The 16,680-nt window shown below is 58.2% G+C and carries 13 protein-coding genes and 1 pseudogene; 3 read left to right on the forward strand and 11 right to left on the reverse strand.

What is annotated here, in order from left to right:
* Nucleotides 1-21: 21 nt before the first annotated feature.
* From urtE to urtA, 5 genes are all read right to left on the reverse strand, one after another.
* Nucleotides 22-711 (reverse strand): urea ABC transporter ATP-binding subunit UrtE, encoded by a 690-nt coding sequence (gene urtE / locus OU993_RS12395; protein WP_268157778.1) that lies wholly within the window; start codon nucleotides 709-711, stop codon nucleotides 22-24.
* A gap of 9 nt (nucleotides 712-720) precedes the next feature.
* Complete coding sequence (gene urtD / locus OU993_RS12400) at nucleotides 721-1,479, reverse strand: urea ABC transporter ATP-binding protein UrtD (protein ID WP_268157785.1); 759 nt, start codon at nucleotides 1,477-1,479, stop codon at nucleotides 721-723.
* Between the two features lie 11 nt (nucleotides 1,480-1,490).
* On the reverse strand, nucleotides 1,491-2,618 hold the full coding sequence (urtC, locus tag OU993_RS12405) for an urea ABC transporter permease subunit UrtC (protein WP_268157787.1): 1,128 nt from the start codon (nucleotides 2,616-2,618) through the stop codon (nucleotides 1,491-1,493).
* Between the two features lie 11 nt (nucleotides 2,619-2,629).
* Nucleotides 2,630-3,556: an urea ABC transporter permease subunit UrtB gene (urtB, locus tag OU993_RS12410; protein ID WP_268157789.1), complete on the reverse strand. Its 927-nt coding sequence runs from the start codon at nucleotides 3,554-3,556 to the stop codon at nucleotides 2,630-2,632.
* A gap of 92 nt (nucleotides 3,557-3,648) precedes the next feature.
* Nucleotides 3,649-4,833 (reverse strand): urea ABC transporter substrate-binding protein, encoded by a 1,185-nt coding sequence (urtA, locus tag OU993_RS12415; protein WP_442792954.1) that lies wholly within the window; start codon nucleotides 4,831-4,833, stop codon nucleotides 3,649-3,651.
* A 406-nt stretch (nucleotides 4,834-5,239) separates the two neighbouring features.
* Between urtA and OU993_RS12420 the strand changes: the two genes are divergently transcribed.
* The 3 genes and pseudogenes from OU993_RS12420 to OU993_RS28880 form a co-directional block, all read left to right on the forward strand.
* A complete protein-coding gene (locus tag OU993_RS12420) occupies nucleotides 5,240-8,617 on the forward strand; it encodes an ATP-binding protein (RefSeq protein ID WP_268157793.1) in 3,378 nt (1,125 codons plus the stop codon).
* Nucleotides 8,610-9,533 carry a response regulator transcription factor gene (locus tag OU993_RS12425; RefSeq protein WP_268157795.1) on the forward strand — a complete coding sequence of 308 codons (924 nt, stop codon included), beginning with the start codon at nucleotides 8,610-8,612 and terminating at the stop codon, nucleotides 9,531-9,533. Before OU993_RS12420 ends, OU993_RS12425 begins: the two co-directional genes overlap by 8 nt.
* Nucleotides 9,532-9,687: pseudogene (locus OU993_RS28880) on the forward strand (recombinase family protein); the annotation flags it as partial. The gene OU993_RS12425 and the pseudogene OU993_RS28880, both read left to right, overlap by 2 nt.
* Nucleotides 9,688-9,816: 129 nt before the next feature.
* Here OU993_RS28880 and OU993_RS12435 read toward each other — a convergent pair.
* The 6 genes from OU993_RS12435 to OU993_RS12460 form a co-directional block, all read right to left on the reverse strand.
* Nucleotides 9,817-10,908 (reverse strand): polyamine ABC transporter substrate-binding protein, encoded by a 1,092-nt coding sequence (locus OU993_RS12435; protein ID WP_442792955.1) that lies wholly within the window; start codon nucleotides 10,906-10,908, stop codon nucleotides 9,817-9,819.
* A 486-nt stretch (nucleotides 10,909-11,394) separates the two neighbouring features.
* Nucleotides 11,395-13,011 (reverse strand): copper resistance CopC/CopD family protein, encoded by a 1,617-nt coding sequence (locus tag OU993_RS12440; RefSeq protein ID WP_268157799.1) that lies wholly within the window; start codon nucleotides 13,009-13,011, stop codon nucleotides 11,395-11,397.
* 49 nt (nucleotides 13,012-13,060) lie between these two features.
* A complete protein-coding gene (locus OU993_RS12445) occupies nucleotides 13,061-13,555 on the reverse strand; it encodes a YcnI family copper-binding membrane protein (protein ID WP_442792981.1) in 495 nt (164 codons plus the stop codon).
* Nucleotides 13,556-13,815: 260 nt separating this feature from the next.
* On the reverse strand, nucleotides 13,816-14,592 hold the full coding sequence (locus OU993_RS12450; protein WP_268157803.1) for an anti-sigma factor family protein: 777 nt from the start codon (nucleotides 14,590-14,592) through the stop codon (nucleotides 13,816-13,818).
* Nucleotides 14,589-15,113 carry a sigma-70 family RNA polymerase sigma factor gene (locus tag OU993_RS12455; protein WP_268157805.1) on the reverse strand — a complete coding sequence of 175 codons (525 nt, stop codon included), beginning with the start codon at nucleotides 15,111-15,113 and terminating at the stop codon, nucleotides 14,589-14,591. The genes OU993_RS12450 and OU993_RS12455 overlap by 4 nt, the downstream gene beginning before the upstream one ends.
* 56 nt (nucleotides 15,114-15,169) lie before the next feature.
* Nucleotides 15,170-16,624 (reverse strand): YncE family protein, encoded by a 1,455-nt coding sequence (locus OU993_RS12460; protein ID WP_268157807.1) that lies wholly within the window; start codon nucleotides 16,622-16,624, stop codon nucleotides 15,170-15,172.
* Nucleotides 16,625-16,680 lie beyond the last annotated feature (56 nt).

Genomic DNA, 16,680 nt, shown 5'->3' on the forward strand with positions numbered 1-16,680 from the left:
GGATATTGGGTTTTGCGGGTGTCAGACGGACAGGAAACTTGCGACCTTCGCCTCGTCGATCCCTGCGCGCGTAGCCTCGTGGGCGATCTCGCCGCGCTCGATGACGAGAACGCGGTCGGCCATGTCGAGCGCGAAGCTCAGCACCTGTTCGGAAACGACAATCGAGAGGCCGATGTCATCGCGGATGCGGCGAAGCGTACGGGCCATTTCCTTGATGATCGAGGGCTGGATGCCTTCCGTCGGCTCATCGAGCAGAAGCACCTTGGGGCGCGATGCGAGCGCCCGTGCGATCGCCAACTGCTGCTGCTGCCCACCGGAGAGGTTGCCGCCCCGCCGTCCCTTCATGTCGAGAAGCACCGGAAACAGCTCGTAGATCTGCGGCGGGACTTCGGTTTCACCGGTGACTGTGAGACCGGTTTCGATGTTTTCCTTGACGGTCATCGTGGAGAAGATCATCCGGCCCTGCGGCACATAGGCGAGCCCTCGCTCCACCCGCTCGAAGCTTTCCAGCGTCTGTACCGGCGTGTCCCCGATGCGGATTACCCCGGACGAGGAAGGCACGATGCCCATGAGGGATTTCATGAGCGTCGTCTTGCCCATGCCGTTGCGCCCCATGATGGCGACGATTTCGGCTGGCTTGACCGCAAAGGACAGGCCATGGATGACCTCGCTCTGGCCGTAGCTGACTTTCAGGTTCTCGACTGCAAGCATGGGTGCCTCCTAATGGCCGAGATAGACTTCCACGACCTTGGGGTCGTGCTTGACGCGGTCCATAGTGCCTTCGGACAACACCTTGCCCTGGTGCAGCACCGTGACCCGATGGGCGATGTCTTCGACGAACTTCATGTCGTGCTCGATGACGATGACCGACTGGTTTTTCGTGATCGTGTTGAGCAGGTCCGCGGTCTTGACCCGCTCGGCGACGCTCATGCCGGCCACCGGTTCATCGAGCATGAGGAGGCGCGGCTTTTGAATGAGCAGCATGCCGATCTCCAGCCACTGCTTCTGGCCATGAGAGAGAATGGCAGCATCGGTTCGGAGCTGATCCTTGAGAAAGATCATCTCGGCGACCTCCTCCACCCGATCGATCACCTCCTGATCACGGCGGAAAGCAAGCGCACCGAAGACGGAGCGTCCGCGTGGGAAAGAGAGTTCCAGGTTCTCGAAGACGGTCAGGTCTTCGTAGATGGACGGGTTCTGGAACTTGCGGCCGACACCCGCATGCACGATCTCATGCTCGCGCATCTTCGTCAGTTCCCGCCCCTCGAACTTGATCGAGCCGGACGTTGCCTTGGTGCGCCCGCAGATGAGGTCGAGCACGGTGGTCTTGCCCGCACCGTTCGGGCCGATGATCACGCGGATCTCGTTTTCGTCGACATAAAGCGACAGGTCGTTGACCGCCTTGAACCCGTCGAACGAGACGGTGAGCGCGTCGATGCTGAGAATGAATTCCTTCGGTGTTTGTCCGATCGGTTGCATGGTTGCCTCCCTCACTGTGCCGCTTGCGGTTGCGGAGCACGACCACGGCCAAGGAGGACCGGCAGACGGCGCGCCACGAAGGGTTCGACATAATCCTTGACCACGCCGGCAAGGCCGAAGGGAAAGGCCATGACCACCGCGATGAACAGACCGCCCATGGCAAACAGCCACAGTTCCGGAAAACTTTCGGAAAAGGTGGTCTTGGCGGCGTTGACCAGCAATGCACCGTAGATGGCGCCGAACAGCGACAGGCGTCCGCCCACAGCGGCGAAGATCACCATCTCGATCGAAGGCACGATGCCGACGAAGGATGGCGACATGAAACCGACCTGGAGCGTGAACATGGCACCGCCGATCGCGGAGATGGCCGCGGCCAGGCAGAAGATGAAGATCTTGAAGTTCGACACATCATAACCGGAGAAGCGGACGCGATCCTCGCGGTCCCGCATGGCAATCAGCAGGCGACCGAATTTCGACATGCGCACCGCCTGCGCCAGCAGCAGCACGCCGATCAGGAGACCGGCATTGATGAAGTAGAGAATGAGCTTTGCCGAATCCGTGCGAATGTCCCAGCCGAGCAGGGTCCGCAGGTCGGTGATGCCGTTGACGCCGCCGGTATAACCCTGCTGACCGATGATCAGGATGGTCAGAATGGCCGCGACCGCCTGAGTGATGATGGCAAAGTAGACGCCACCCACACGCCGCTTGAACATGGCCGCACCGATGATGAAGGCAAACACCGACGGCACAAGAATGATGGCCAGCAGGGTGAAGGTGAAGGAGTGGAACGGCTGCCACCAGAAGGGAAGCGCCGTCACCTGATTCCAGTCCATGAAGTCTGGAATGCCGGGGGTCGACTGGATCTTCGTCGCCTCGGGCGTCGAAGCCTCCAGCTTCAGGAACATCGCCATGCAGTAGCCGCCGAGGCCGAAGAAAATGCCCTGCCCCAGGCTCAGGATGCCCCCATTGCCCCACAGAAGAACGAGTCCGAGCGCAACAAAAGCGTAAGTGAGATATTTGCCGATCAGGTTCAGCCGGAAGATGTCGACACTTGCCGGCAACACGATCAGCAAGAGGGCGGCAAGAATGGCGAGATACAGCCATTCCTTCTTGGAAAACAGAAAGCCGACAGTGGGCATGGACGAACTCCTTAGCGGCGGATGTTGAGGGAGAAGAGGCCTTGCGGGCGCAGCATCAGGATGCCAACGACGGTGAGCAGGGTGAGCACCTTGGCCATTGACCCGCTCAGGAAGAATTCCAGCGTGGACTGGGCCTGGGAAATGGTGAAGGCCGAGGCAATCGTTCCGATCAGGCTGCCGGCGCCGCCAAAGACGACCACCAGGAAGGTATCGACGATGTAGAGCTGGCCGGCCGTCGGACCCGTCGATCCGATCATAGTGAAGGCGGAGCCTGCAATCCCGGCGATCCCGCAACCGAGCCCGAAGGTCATGCGATCGACCTGCTTTGTATTGATGCCGACGGCACCCGCCATGACGCGGTTCTGCACGACAGCACGCACCCGTTTGCCCCAGGACGAGCGAAACATGATGAAATAGACAGCGGCGGCGATGATCATGGTCAGGCCCATGACGAAGAGGCCGTTGATCGGAATTTCGATGGCATCGCCGAGCGAAATCGAACCCATCATCCAGTCGGGAAGCGTGACGCCGACCTCGCGGGCCCCGAACACCGAACGGTAGAGCTGCTGCAAGGCCAGCGACAGGCCCCAGGTGGCGAGCAGTGTATCGAGCGGTCGTCGGTAGAGGTGGCGGATCAATGCCCATTCCACCAGCACGCCAAGGCCAAAGGACGCCGCAAAGGCCAAAGCCATGGCCACGAAGAAATAGACCGGAAACAGGAAGGGCACGTAGTCCGTCACGACGACGGAGCACAGATAGGTCACATAGGCGCCGAGGATCATGAACTCCCCATGCGCCATGTTGATCACGCCCATCTGGCCGAAGATGATGGCAAGGCCAAGCGCCATCAGCACGAAGACAGAAAAGAGAATGAGGCCGGCAAAACCCTGCATGGCCAGGATGGAGAAGAATTCGCTGTAACTGTAGTCACCGATCATGGCGGCGCCTCATGCTGTTCCGGAGGGATTGATCGGAAAAATGGGCCGGCCGAATGCTGTTAAGGCTGACCGGCCCACAGGCGGGGAACCCCTTATTGGTAACCTTCCGGGAACGGATCCGGCTCCATGAAATCCTTCGTCTCGTAGACGACATCATACTGGCCATCGGCACGGGCATGACCGATGCGCGTCTTGGACCACAAGTGATGGTTCTCGTGGATCTTGACGTAACCTTCCGGTGCCGTGGTCAGCTCAATGCCGGGCGACGCCTTTCTGACCTTGTCGATGTCGAACGACCCAGCCTTTTCAACCGCGGCCTTCCACAACCACGGACCGAGATAGGCGGCCTGGGTCACGTCGCCGATGACGATCTTGTCGCCCCACATCTTTTTGAAGGCGGAAACGAAAGCAGTGTTGTTGTCGTTCTTCAGGCTCTGGAAGTATTTCATGGCGGCGTAAGCCCCCACCATGTTCTCTCCGCCGATACCCAGAACTTCGTCTTCCGTGACGGAGATTGTCAGGAGGAGCGGCTTTTCCTTCGTCATGTCGATGCCGGCGGCCTTCAACTGCTTATAGAAGGCGACGTTCGAACCGCCGACGACGATGGCATAGATGACGTCGGGTTTCTTCAGCTTGATCTTGTTGATCACCGAATTGAACTGGGTGTGGCCGAGCGGATAATATTCCTCGCCGACGACCTCGAGCCCGAGCTTCTCGATATGCTTGCGGGCGATCTTGTTGGAGGTGCGCGGCCAGATATAATCTGAACCGAGCAGATAGAAGCTCTTGGCGCCCTTTTCTTTCACGACCCAGTCGATGCCGGCGATGATCTGCTGCGTCGCTTCCTGACCGGTATAGATGACGTTCGGCGACTCCTCCAAACCTTCGTAGAAGGTCGGATAATAGAGCATGCCGTTATACTGCTCGAAGACCGGCAGCACTGCCTTGCGTGACGCCGAGGTCCAGCAGCCGAAGACGGCAGCCACCCTGTCTTCCACCAGCAGCTTCTTCGCCTTTTCCGCAAAGGTCGGCCAGTCGGAACCTCCATCTTCCTGGATGACTTCGATCTTGCGACCGAGGATGCCCCCGCTCGCATTGATCTGCTCGATGGCGAGTTTTTCTGCCTGAACCGATCCCGTCTCGGAGATGGCCATGGTGCCGGTTACCGAATGCAGAATGCCGATCTTGACTGTCGTATCGCTGACGGCAAGCCCTGTGGTGTTGACGGTGGCCGTCGCAGGCGTCTGGGCCAGAGCCGCGCCGGTCGCGCTCAGCATGGCAATCGATGCCGCACCCGCAAGGAGGGTCCGACGACTCAATGGTATGGAAGGTAGCCTGGTATCAAAGGACATGGCGCTGCCTCTTCACGGTTGGAGCTCTGGGCTTGGCTGGCTGTGTTGGTGGCCAACTGGTGCTTAGCTCGCCGGAAATGATGCATCGCAACAATGGAGCGTTTGACGTATGGCCCCTCCGCTATTCGTCCCGTACTATCCTGAACATGAGAGAGGGACGGACGGAGAAATTGATTTAATTCAGCAACTTACACAACAGGGGCAAATTGACCGAGGACAAGAAATCCATCCCCTGATGAAGTTGCTGGCAATCCGGCTGGTATGGCGTTTGCCTCTCGCAGGTCAGGATGTGCGCGGTGGATGCTGCAGCGCGCAACCAAAGGAGATGGCATTGGGGCAGGCTGAACGCATACCGCGCATCCGGCGCACCTACAATCGTTGGGTGGCAAACCAGACGCTCGAAGACTATGCGCTGCGTTTCACCGCGCATGAGGTTCGTCGCTTTTCGGCCGGGCGCATCGCAAACACCGCGATCGGAGCGATCTCCTTCCTGGCGCTGGAAGCGATCGGCGGCGCCATCACGATGAATTACGGCTTCACCAATGCCGCTGCCGCGGTCATAGCGGCCTGCTCCATCATGCTCCTGATCGGCATACCCATCGTCTACAATGCAGCCCGTTACGGCGTGGACATTGATCTTCTGACGCGCGGTGCCGGTTTTGGCTATCTCGGATCAACCATCACCTCGCTGGTCTACGCCTGCTTCACCTTCCTGTTCTTCGCAATCGAAGCGGCCATCGTCGCGCGGGCATTGGAACTTGTGACAGGTCTGCCCCTGACGATCGGCTACATCATCAGCGCCGTCGCAATCATTCCTCTCGTCACCCACGGAGTGACCTTCATCAGCCGCTTCCAGGCTTGGACACAACCCTTCTGGGTCGTTCTTCAACTGGCGCCCTTCGTCTTTATCGCGGCACAGGGCCTGGAACCGGTCAGGAGTTGGACGGGATATACCGGCCTGTTCGGCCATGTTGACCACCACTTCGACATCAACCTCTTTGGTCTTTGCTCGGCCGTTGTCTTCTCACTCGCGGCGCAGATCGGTGAGCAGGTCGATTATCTACGGTTCCTGCCAAAAAAGACCGAGGCCAATCGCCTGCAGTGGTGGGTCGCGCTGCTGTGTTCCGGTCCCGGCTGGGTCGTCATCGGCGCCATCAAGATCTTTGCCGGGTCTTTCCTGGCCTATTATGCCTTTCGCAACGGTGTGCCCTTCGCCGAAGCCTCCGATCCGACCCAGATGTACCTGACAGTCTTCCAACAGATGATGCAATCGCCAGAACTGGCACTCGGTGTTACCGGCATCTTTGTGGTCATCTGCCAGGTGAAGATCAACGTCACCAACTCTTATGCGGGCTCGATCGCCTGGTCCAATTTCTTTTCGCGGCTGACGCACAGCCATCCCGGCCGTGTCGTCTGGCTGGTCTTCAATGTCATGATCGGTCTGCTCCTGATGGAGTTCGGGATCTACAAGGCCCTGGAGACGGTCCTGGGGCTGTATTCCATTGTCGCCGTCGCTTGGACGGCGTCGATCGCCGCCGATCTGATGATTGCCAAGCCACTCGGACTGTCCCCGAAGCTCATCGAATTCAAACGAGCCCATCTCTACGACATCAATCCGGTCGGGGTGGGCGCGATGGCGGTGGCGATGCTGGCCGCCTTCGCCGCCTATTCGGGTCTGCTGGGCGCGACACTGAACAAGATCTACATTTATGTTGCGCTCGTCGCGCCCTTTCTTCTGGTGCCACTGATCGCCTGGATGACCGCTGGGCGCTACTATATCGCCAGGACAAGCCAGGTCGCTGGTGACGACCATGGTCACGCCGGCTGCTCGATCTGTGAGCTTCGGTTCAACCGCGAGGACATGGCCTATTGCCCCGCCTATTCCGGTGCGATCTGCTCGCTCTGCTGTTCGTTGGATGCGCGCTGCCATGACATATGCAAGACGAATGCTCGGGTAGGACAGCAGACAAGGGTGTTGGCAGAACGTCTTCTGCCCGTTCGTCTGGTAGAGGCCGTGCCCGGCAGCGTGCTGCGTTATCTGGCGCTGTTTGCCGTCGTCAACGTGGCCATGGGCGGCGTATTCTGGCTGATCCACTTTCAGTCGACGATCGAACATCCAGCGATCGCCACCATGCTCAGTTTCGAGTTTTGGAAACTCTACGTCATCCTCTTCATTCTCGCCGGCATCGTCACCTGGCTGTTTGTTCTGGCGCAGGAAAGTCGCGATCTCGCTGAAGAAGAGGCACGCCGCCATACCCGTCTGCTGCTGGACGAAATCAAGGCCCACGAAGAAACGGACCGGCAGTTGCAGAAGGCCAAGGAGGTCGCGGAATCGGCAAATCTTGCCAAGAGCAAATATGTTGTCGGCCTCAGCCACGAGTTGCGCACACCGCTGACGGCCATTCTCGGTTATGCGCAGGTGCTGGAACGGGTTCAGGGAACACCCAACGTGGTGCACAATGCGGCCCGCACCATCAAGCGCAGCGGCGAGCATCTTGCCGACATGATCGAAGGTCTGCTGGACATCTCGAAGATCGAGGCCGGGAAACTGGAGATCTACCGTCACAAGATCGCACTCGGGCCATTTCTCGATCAGATCGTCGACATGTTCAGCCTGCAGGCAAAAGCGAAGGGGGTGGATTTTGAATTCCATGCAGCAGCGCCCTTGCCGGACTATGTCTATACGGACGAAAAGCGCCTGCGGCAGGTCCTGATCAACCTGCTTTCGAACGCCATCAAGTTCACCACACGCGGCAGGGTCTGCTTTTCCGTGAGCTACCGCAATCAGGTCGCCACCTTCAAGGTCGAGGATACCGGGATCGGCATTCGGGACACTGATGTTGAACGGATCTTCCTGCCCTTCGAGCGCGCGGAGCAACCGGCAGGCGAGGTGCAACCGCCTGGAACAGGCCTCGGCCTGACGATCACCAAGCTGCTCGTCGATATCATGGGCGGCGATCTGACGCTGGACAGCCGTTATGGGCAGGGTACGAACATCATGGTCCGGCTCATGTTATCCGAAGCGGTACGGCCGGAGGACAAGGCCGGCCCTGCGCTTGCCATTGCCGGGTATGAAGGATTGCGGCGAACCATCCTGATTGCCGACGACGACCCCACACAGCGCCATCTGATGGAGGAGGTTCTGACGCCTCTAGGTTTCGCCGTCATTGCGGTCAATGATGGACCTGCCTGCCTGTCGAGCCTCGCGCTGCATCGGCCGGACATCGTCATCCTCGATCTCGGCATGCCCAAAATGTCCGGCTGGGAGGTTGCCCGACGCATCCGTCAGCGCCACGGTCGCGAGCTTCCCATCCTGATCCTGTCGGCCGATGCCGGCCATGACCGGACAAAACCCGACTATGCTGGACTGTTCGATTCCTACCTGATCAAGCCCTTTGGTTTTGACGAACTGTTCGAGAGGCTTGCAGCCCTCATTCCGCTGACGTGGATCCTGGATGACGGAACGGTCGGTGAGACAAGACCGCCACCAGTCTTCAAGCCATCGGAACGGCCCGACCCACAGCAACTGCGGCAATTGAAGACGCTTGCGGAAATCGGTTTCGTTCGCTCGATTGACGCCATGCTGAACGACATCGAAATTTCGTCTCCGCACGCGGAGAGATTCTGCAAGTATCTTCGTCAACTCGCCACCAATTACAGGCTGCGCGAACTCGTAGCCCTCATTGAGGATGCCAAGGACCATGTCTGATACGTTCAGCGGAAGTCGAGTCCTGATCGTCGACGATTCGCACGAAGCGCTGACCATGCTCTCGGACGCGCTGAGCCTGGAAGGGCTTCAGGTCGACGTATCGAGCAGTGGCCGAACCGCAATCAGTATGGCGAGCGCCGAAGCGCCGGACATCGTGCTGATGGATGCCATCATGCCCGGCCTGGATGGCTTCGAGACATGCCGCATCCTCAAGGCGGCGCGCGGCTTTGAGGATCTGCCGATCATTTTCATGACGGGGTTCAACGAAAATGAGCATGTGGTGAAGGCGTTGGCTGCGGGCGGCGTCGACTTCGTCAGCAAACCGATCCTGCTCGACCAGTTATACGCCCGCATGCGAGTCCACCTCAGCAATGCCAGACGGGCGCGCTCGGCAAGACAGGCGCTGGATTCGACCGGTCGCTGGATCGTCGCCTGCGATGCGAACGGCCGGATCAATTGGGCGACGCCGCAGGCCTCGGATCTCATGGCCAAGGTCGGCATCCGGCCCGACGCCGACAGCTATCTGCCGATCGAAGTTCTCACCTGGCTTGGCGCTGGCAGCGCCGATTTGCGGACCAGTACACAGCAGCGAGCCTTTGCTTATGCGCGATACGGTTTCGAGGTCGAATTCCGCCAGCTTTCGGAAGCGAATGAGGACCAGATCCTGCTGCGCCTGATCGATCGCCAGCGGGGGGCCGACGAGGAACAACTGGCCCGCGCGTTCGGGCTGACGTTCCGAGAAGCGGAGGTCCTGCTTTGGGTGGCGCATGGCAAATCCAACAAGGAGATCGCCGACATCCTCGACATGTCACCGCGCACCGTGAACAAGCATATGGAGCAGATCTTCAACAAGCTGGCGGTGGAAAAACGAACCTCGGCAGCAACGCTCGCCGTCCGGGTTCTGTGGCGGGAGTGACCGTGTACTGCGGATTCCGGCGCTGCTGGACATCGTACGACTTCCAAAACAGAAGGGTGTAACGCTGTGGGTGACAGAACAGCCGATCGACACCAGCGCGGCGGTCGGCAAAGCTTTCCGCGATATGCTCGGCGTGTTCGCTGAATTCGAGACGTACCGCTTGGCAGTCAACTGGGGGGCTGTTTTACCTTGTGTGGAGATCGCCACGGGCCAAAACTGCCTCCTAAAAGGCAGTCCTGAATCAGGCCTTCGCTGATCTGCGAGTCCACTTTGCCAACAGGGCCTAGCTTTTTGCCTTAATTTCCGTCCAAAGCCTGCTCAGAACCCGTTGTTGTTTTTGGTCATACGGTGAGATCGTGAAGAGTTTGCCGAGCACAGCGTCGGTCGGGTAAACAGACGCATCGTTACGAACATCTTTGTCCATGAATGCTTGCGACGCGAGATTTCCGTTGGCATACCTGACGTAATTCGAGGCTTTTGCGATGACTTCCGCCTTCATCAGGTAATTGATAAATGCGTGCGCCTCATCGACGTGCTTTGCGTCTGCAGGAATTGCGAGATTGTCGAACCACATATACGTTCCCTCTTTGGGGATAGCGTATTCCACTTTCACGCCATTCTTGGCCTCTTCGGCGCGCGCCTTTGCCTGCAGCACGTCGCCCGAAAAGCCGATCGTGATGCAAATGTCGCCGGTCGCCAGCTCGTTGATATAGGCCGACGAGTTAAACGATCGCACTGCTGGGCGGATTTTTCTGAAGACCTCAGCGCCGGCTTGGAGGTCAGGCGTTGCTTTGCTGTTGGGGTTTTTCCCCAGATAAGCCATAGCGATAGCCATGGTCTCGTCGGGCGCATCCAGAATATTAATCCCGCATCCGCTCAACTTTTTTGCATTTTCGGGATCAAAGATAATATTCCAACTGTCGACCGGAACGTCGCCGAGAGCGGCTTTTACTTTATCGACGTTATACCCGATACTCGTCGTACCCCACATATAATTTATGGCATACTGGTTTCCTGGATCATAAACGGCCAGCCTGTTCATGATATCCGGCCATAGATTTCCGATATTCGTCAACTTCGTTTTGTCGAGTTTTTGGAAGACGCCCGCATTGATTTGCCTTGCGAGAAACGGACCAGTGGGCACGACCACGTCGTAACCGGAATCACCGGCGAGGAGTTTTGCTTCCAGGAGCTCGTTGCTGTCGAAGACATCATATACGACCTTTATGCCGGTCTCTTTGGTGAAGTCTTCTAAAATTGACGGATCTATATAGTCCGACCAATTGTACACATGGACAACACGTTCACTTGCCACCACCGACGTAGAACTGAGAACAACAGCGCCCACTACGATCAGCTGCAGGGATTTGTACATTTTTGACCTCGACTTCATAACAGTTGCTCGGTCGACTTCTTGGGACGGGCTTGTGCGGCAGGACCAGATCGTCTCGACATCCAGCAGCTCGACCCACCCGCGCGCGGGCCCCAAGCTTGAACGCAGGATTTCCGAAGACCGACAGTTCCGTCGCGCCCACTCAAGATGCGATCGACGGCTGATGTGTGAAATGAGCCAGTTTCATCCACATTTCCAAATGGAAGGCGTTCAATTTCAAATGCAGCAATCCCCGCTATCGCTCAGCGACCGGAGCTTTTGGAATCCGAGCCTCCCCACCAAGCGGCGTTGGCGCGGGCGTGTCGGCGCCCGGTATGGATGTCAAAACGCTGCATGCCAAAGTCGGAGCGATGACGCGTGAGAACGATTTTTGGTCGAAGCGCTCGCCGCGGTCGACGTGCCGATACAGTGCAAAACGAGAAGCGGCGTGATCTCCGCCTTGAGGCAGGGAAAGGCCATTGGGTGCCACTACGGCTTCAGATCCACGGTACCGTCAATCCTGGTCAGTTCGAAATCGTTGATTAGGATATCAAGTCTCACCGTCCATTGCCCGGAGACCGGTAGAACCAGATCGCTCACGCGCCATGTTCCATCACCAGAGGTGAGGGCCTTTCGCCGGATCGGCTCTATGCCGGCGGTCGGCTGCGAAAAGACAAAGATGACTTCCTTCGCAGAATGCGGACCAAAATCGTCTCTCATGATCACGGCTGATGCGGTGACAGGGCCTGCACGACCGGGCTTTACGGTCACCTCCGCCATCACCTTGGCGGAATGGATATGGGCGGAGGCCGGTTGCTCGGCGGCGACGGCAAGCGCCCTTGGCGGCGGGGTAAACCGCCAAGCTGCGGCAATTCCCAGGACCAAAAGCACGAGAAGTGTTTCTGCCGCGATCGTTCTGACCAAGTGCCGGGCGTCATCTTGATGACCGGTCGCGGCTCGTTGGGTCAAACGCCAGCGATTGATCGCTGCAAGCAGGAGCAGGATTGCGACAAGAACAAGTTTGAAGACAAGAAGGTTTGCGTAAGCGGTCTGCAGAAGCGCCGATGGATGTCTCACTTGAACGACCGCGAGAATCGTGCCCGCCGCGACCATAGCCAACACGGCAAGAGGAATGAAGCGCGAAAACCGGATGAGCGCTGGGCCTGCCGTCGTCGCATTGTTGCGAAATGCTAGTCCCAACGGCACCAGCGCGCCGGTCCAGATCGCGATTGACGCTGCGTGCAGAAACACCGATGGCCGCATCAGCCATTGAGGCTCGGCCGTACTGGCGTGGCCGCTGAGGGCAAATGATAGAGATCCGCTTAGCAGCGCCATTACGGAATCCAAGCGTGAAAGTCGCGCGTTGGGGGAGAAGAGCGCGAGACCCGACAAGACGAGCGCGCCTGCCATTACCAACACCGTGCTGCCGAAACTCGTCCCGAGCCCTGCTTTCCAGACTTGTGGGTCGGCAAATCGCGCAAACGGGGCCGCAAGAGCATCAAGACCCTGAAAAACAACCGAGGTCACGACACTGACCAGCCCGAGAACGATCATGAGGCCGACAAACGCGCGTGCCACGGATCTGTCGCGCATAAAGACGTTCAGAGCGAAAATGCCGCCAACCCCGAAAAAGAAGCCCGCATAAAGCCCGAGCTTCGCCAACCAAAGCGCGCCACGAACCTTCAGATCGACAACGTCTGCCACATCCGGCGGCGCACTGCTGGGCGCGCCAATCGAAAATATGATCGAGCCGGACACCGGGTGACCGTCTTCTGAAATCACGCGCCAGGACAGAACATATGTGCCGGACCCGAGGTCGGCCGGAGGTGCGATTGCGAGCGTCCTGTCCCGAAGAGCAAAATCTGGAAGCGCAACGGAACTGCCGTCAGGTTTCACCAACGAAAGGACAAGGGGTGACACGGGCTCGCTGAAAGATAGCGAAAACTTCTCCGGCACAGTTTGCAGAACCGTTCCGTCCTGCGGCATGGCACCTGTCAGCGAAGCATGTGCCATCACCGCTGTTGACAGACAAACCCAGGCACAAAATGCCAGCAGTGCGTTCCGACAACAGGCACTGAAACGCCGCCCGAGGTTCGATCTATTCATGTGCATCTTCCGTCTATGCGGTTGGAGAGCGCCCGTCAGCCGGCCTCATTCAATGTCCGCCAATCTTTTGCAGCAACGTCACGCCAGGCGCCGGGAACTCCAGATCGTCTTCCGACTGGCCCGACGCGGGAACATCAATCCATCGCTCAGCCAGGCCATCCGCGCACTCCTGGACAACCGGGAAATGGAGGATTTCGCCAGCCTTCAGATCTGTCGTCAGATAAACTCGAAGTGCAAATTCGTCATATTCGTCGTCACCGAGATTTCCTCCGCTCCAGATGACTTGTTTGACGCCTTCGCCTGTCGGCGTTCCGTAATAGTCGTAGGACTTTGCATAGGCTCCCTTGACCTTTTCGAGTGCCCAGCCGGCCTTCGGCTGAGGCTTGACGGCAATGACGCCATCAGGAATTTGAACCCGGACGACGGTTGTCGGTTTTCCCTCGCAGCCATGTGGCACCTGGAACACGGCCTTGTAGGTCGTGCCGACCGGGGCTTCCTTGACCTGAAGGGATACATGCGCGAACGCCGTTCCCGTTCCAATCATCAGGGCGGCAAGCGCTGACACCGTTTTCTTGATCACAATCACGTCTCCTATCGATAGACCGGCTTGGCCCGCCGGCTGGGATGTCGCGAGTTGTCAGGCGGATTCGAATGCACGTTGCTGAAACGCCGCATTGCCCACCCGACCTGAAAGAGTTTTCCAATTCGATGATGCCGGCGCACGCGCGATCGCTCCACTTGACGTAGAGACCGTTCGTCTGCTGAGGTTGACGCTTGATCGATTGTGAACGCGCCCGCTGCTGATCACGCCTCGTCTTGTACCTGCCGGCGAATGTCATCAGCCAGCACATGTAGCGTTTCAGACGGCAGCGAACCGACAAGACTGTATCCCATACCGTCGACCGCCCAAGCCCAGCCGCCAACTGTTCCCTGCGCGTGTGGGGTCATGGTCCGTGTTTGATCCACGATCATGGGTCTCGTCAGCATCACGAGCCGTGTGCCTTTATCATTGTCGTACATCAGCATCAGAGCGGCGCCGTGGGGCGTAGAAACGACACGACCACCCATCATCCGATAGCCAGCCTTCGACAAATCCGGCAAGACAGGCTTGCGCCTCATTCGTTCGGTGGCCCAATCGACGAGTTCGACCATATTGTCGGCTCGCAGTTCCACTGGTCGTGCCCGGTCTGCCGCGTAAGTCTCGAAACTGTCTGTGGCTTCGCGAGCAAGGGCGACAACTCCCTCCGTCGGAGGGCTGGTTAATTCATGCAAAGACCAACCGCCTGATCCACCAACGAAAAGGCAGCCAACAGCCGCTGCGGCGAGGCGCCAGTTGGAAATCCGGCTCTGCCGCTTCGTGGCAATCATATGACTAAGGTTGAGCCTTGTCGGAATTGGTTCGTCAGCGATGGGATCAAGTTCGCGGCGCAAGATTGCGCGTTGTTTGCTATAGGAGGCAAACCGGCTCGCAACCTCCGGATGTTTTTCCAGATAAGCGGAGACCTCTTCACTCCGCGAAAAATCAAGACGACCGTCGACATAAGCATGCAGGTCGTCTTCAGTGATTGGCCTATCCGTCATTTTACTCTCCGCAGATGCGAAACCGGGCGAGCGCCCCTCGAGGGGTTTTCCAGTATCTGCTTCAGGCGCTCACGCGCGCGCGACAGTCGCGACATGACCGTCCCGACAGGGATCGTAAGGATATCGGCTACTTCGGAGTAGCTGAAGTCTTCGACAGATACTAGGAGCAGCACACTGCGTTGCTCTTCCGGAAGTTGCTCAATTGCCGACGCGATGTCCGCTCTTGTCAGACCGTCCTCCTGAGTCGGCGCATGCGACATTAAACGTTCTTCGACCTCATCAAAGGTGACATGTTGCCCACGCCTGGCTGTCTGCCGCATCCGGTTGATCGCAAGATTATGCAAAATTGCAAACGCCCAAGTACGAGCGTCACTATTTCGACGCCGGTGCCAGTGTGAGATGACTCGTTCGAGACAATCCTGCACGAGGTCGTCGGCTGCAGATGCATCGCGCATGAGACCTCGTGCATAACGTCGCAAGGCCGGTATGATCGGTTCGATCTGGAAAAGAAGATCATCCATCACAATCTGTTTCCGGTTGGCTGGCCCACCCCGGGGTTGGAGTGGGCCGCTTTCGTTCAGTCTGCCTGAACCTGCACGATTTCGCCGGGCTTGCCGCCGACCGAGGTGGCGACGACGAGGTAACGCTTCTCATCCACATGCTTGGCTTCGACGACTTGCCGGATCGGACCGACGGCGTTCACGATAGCCGATCCGGCGGGGTTGGTCATGAACGCCGCCAGACCCTGAAGGTCGCCACTGCCATCCGGTTGCTCGGAAAGTGCAAGAACGTAAGGTCGCTTCGGATCGAGGCCTGCGACAGCAGCCTGCAGAACCTGGGTCAGCCCCTGATTGAAAAGCGCGACGCTCGTGGACTGCTTTTTGTTTTTATCGCCTTTGGCCGCCAGCTTCAGATGAGCGGCGTCGCTAGCGCCACTCAGCGGCACGAGGTTTTGTATGCCGTCGCCTTCGGGCACCGCGTTCGGAACATAGACCAAGGCCTGTGGCGCTTGGCCGACAGGAATATGGGCGATGACCTTGTTGGATAGGGTATCGATGACGGCAAGCTGGTCGGCGTTCTCGAGCCCGACATAAATCCGCGTGCCGTCGCCGGACGGCCAGATACCGTGTGGCAGGTTGCCCACCTCAATCGTCTCGACCTGCTCGAAGGTGTCGGTACGAAACACCTTCACTTCATTCAGCCCGCCAATCGTCACGTAAGCAAAGCTGCCGTTCTTGTTGACAACGAGATTGACGTGATTGGTGAGTGGGCCTGTGTCGATCGTTTTGATGAGGTCGAAGGGCGCCTCGGCATTGAACACCTGTGTCTTGCCGATGTCTTTCAGCGTAAACCAGACCTGTTTTCCGTCAGCGGAGGCGGCAATGTTCGGGCAAAACGGGCTCGCCTGTTTCACATGACCAACGACCTTATGGTCTGCGACGTTCACGACGGCGACATCCGGATTAAACGACGAGCAGATGTAGCCGTATTTGCCATCTGGCGAGAAGATCTGCATTCCTGGTCCTGAAGCGACCTTGATGCGGGTCTTTTCTTCGAAGGTTTTGGTTTCAATGACGGAAATGTAATCTTCGCCGCGAACCGTCACCCAGACTTCCTTTCCGTCGGGCGTAAAAGCCGCTTCATGCGGAGACCGACCGATATAGATCGTCTTCTTTACCGCATTGGTGGCAGTATCGATAAATGTCACCGAATTGGAGCCGATCGATACGACAGCGAGGGTTTTATGATCGGGCGAGAAGCCCATACCGTGAACGAGGACCTGCCCCTTGTAGAGCGGGCTCAGATTGCCGGGCTGTGGATCGCCAAGCTTGATGACGCCGAGAAGCTTGTTGTCGACTGGATCGGAGACCGACACCGTGTTCGAAAACTGCTCCGCAGCATAGATCCGATCGCGGTGGCTGATCGGAATATCCGGGGTGGAGACGAGGCCGGGCACTTGGCCGGCAAAGGCTGCCACGGGGGCAAGAACGGAGCTTGCCAGAAGAGCAAGCATCTTCAATTTGGTTCTCATGTCATTATCCTTTTCAGTAGCCCGGTTTCATCATCTGCGCCTCCGGGGGCGCCTCT

This window comes from Rhizobium sp. SL86 (assembly GCF_026672545.1).
GTDB lineage: Bacteria > Pseudomonadota > Alphaproteobacteria > Rhizobiales > Rhizobiaceae > Neorhizobium.

Excerpts from the sequence above, each read along its gene's own strand:
- urtE (WP_268157778.1), bottom strand. The coding sequence starts at position 711 with ATGCTTGCAGTCGAGAACCTGAAAGTCAGCTACGGCCAGAGCGAGGTC.
- urtD (WP_268157785.1), bottom strand. The coding sequence starts at position 1,479 with ATGCAACCGATCGGACAAACACCGAAGGAATTCATTCTCAGCATCGAC.
- urtC (WP_268157787.1), bottom strand. The coding sequence starts at position 2,618 with ATGCCCACTGTCGGCTTTCTGTTTTCCAAGAAGGAATGGCTGTATCTC.
- urtB (WP_268157789.1), bottom strand. The coding sequence starts at position 3,556 with ATGATCGGTGACTACAGTTACAGCGAATTCTTCTCCATCCTGGCCATG.
- urtA (WP_442792954.1), bottom strand. The coding sequence starts at position 4,833 with ATGCTGAGCGCGACCGGCGCGGCTCTGGCCCAGACGCCTGCGACGGCC.
- OU993_RS12425 (WP_268157795.1), top strand. The coding sequence starts at position 8,610 with ATGTCTGATACGTTCAGCGGAAGTCGAGTCCTGATCGTCGACGATTCG.
- OU993_RS12435 (WP_442792955.1), bottom strand. The coding sequence starts at position 10,908 with ATGTACAAATCCCTGCAGCTGATCGTAGTGGGCGCTGTTGTTCTCAGT.
- OU993_RS12440 (WP_268157799.1), bottom strand. The coding sequence starts at position 13,011 with ATGAATAGATCGAACCTCGGGCGGCGTTTCAGTGCCTGTTGTCGGAAC.
- OU993_RS12445 (WP_442792981.1), bottom strand. The coding sequence starts at position 13,555 with ATGATTGGAACGGGAACGGCGTTCGCGCATGTATCCCTTCAGGTCAAG.
- OU993_RS12450 (WP_268157803.1), bottom strand. The coding sequence starts at position 14,592 with ATGACGGATAGGCCAATCACTGAAGACGACCTGCATGCTTATGTCGAC.
- OU993_RS12455 (WP_268157805.1), bottom strand. The coding sequence starts at position 15,113 with ATGGATGATCTTCTTTTCCAGATCGAACCGATCATACCGGCCTTGCGA.
- OU993_RS12460 (WP_268157807.1), bottom strand. The coding sequence starts at position 16,624 with ATGAGAACCAAATTGAAGATGCTTGCTCTTCTGGCAAGCTCCGTTCTT.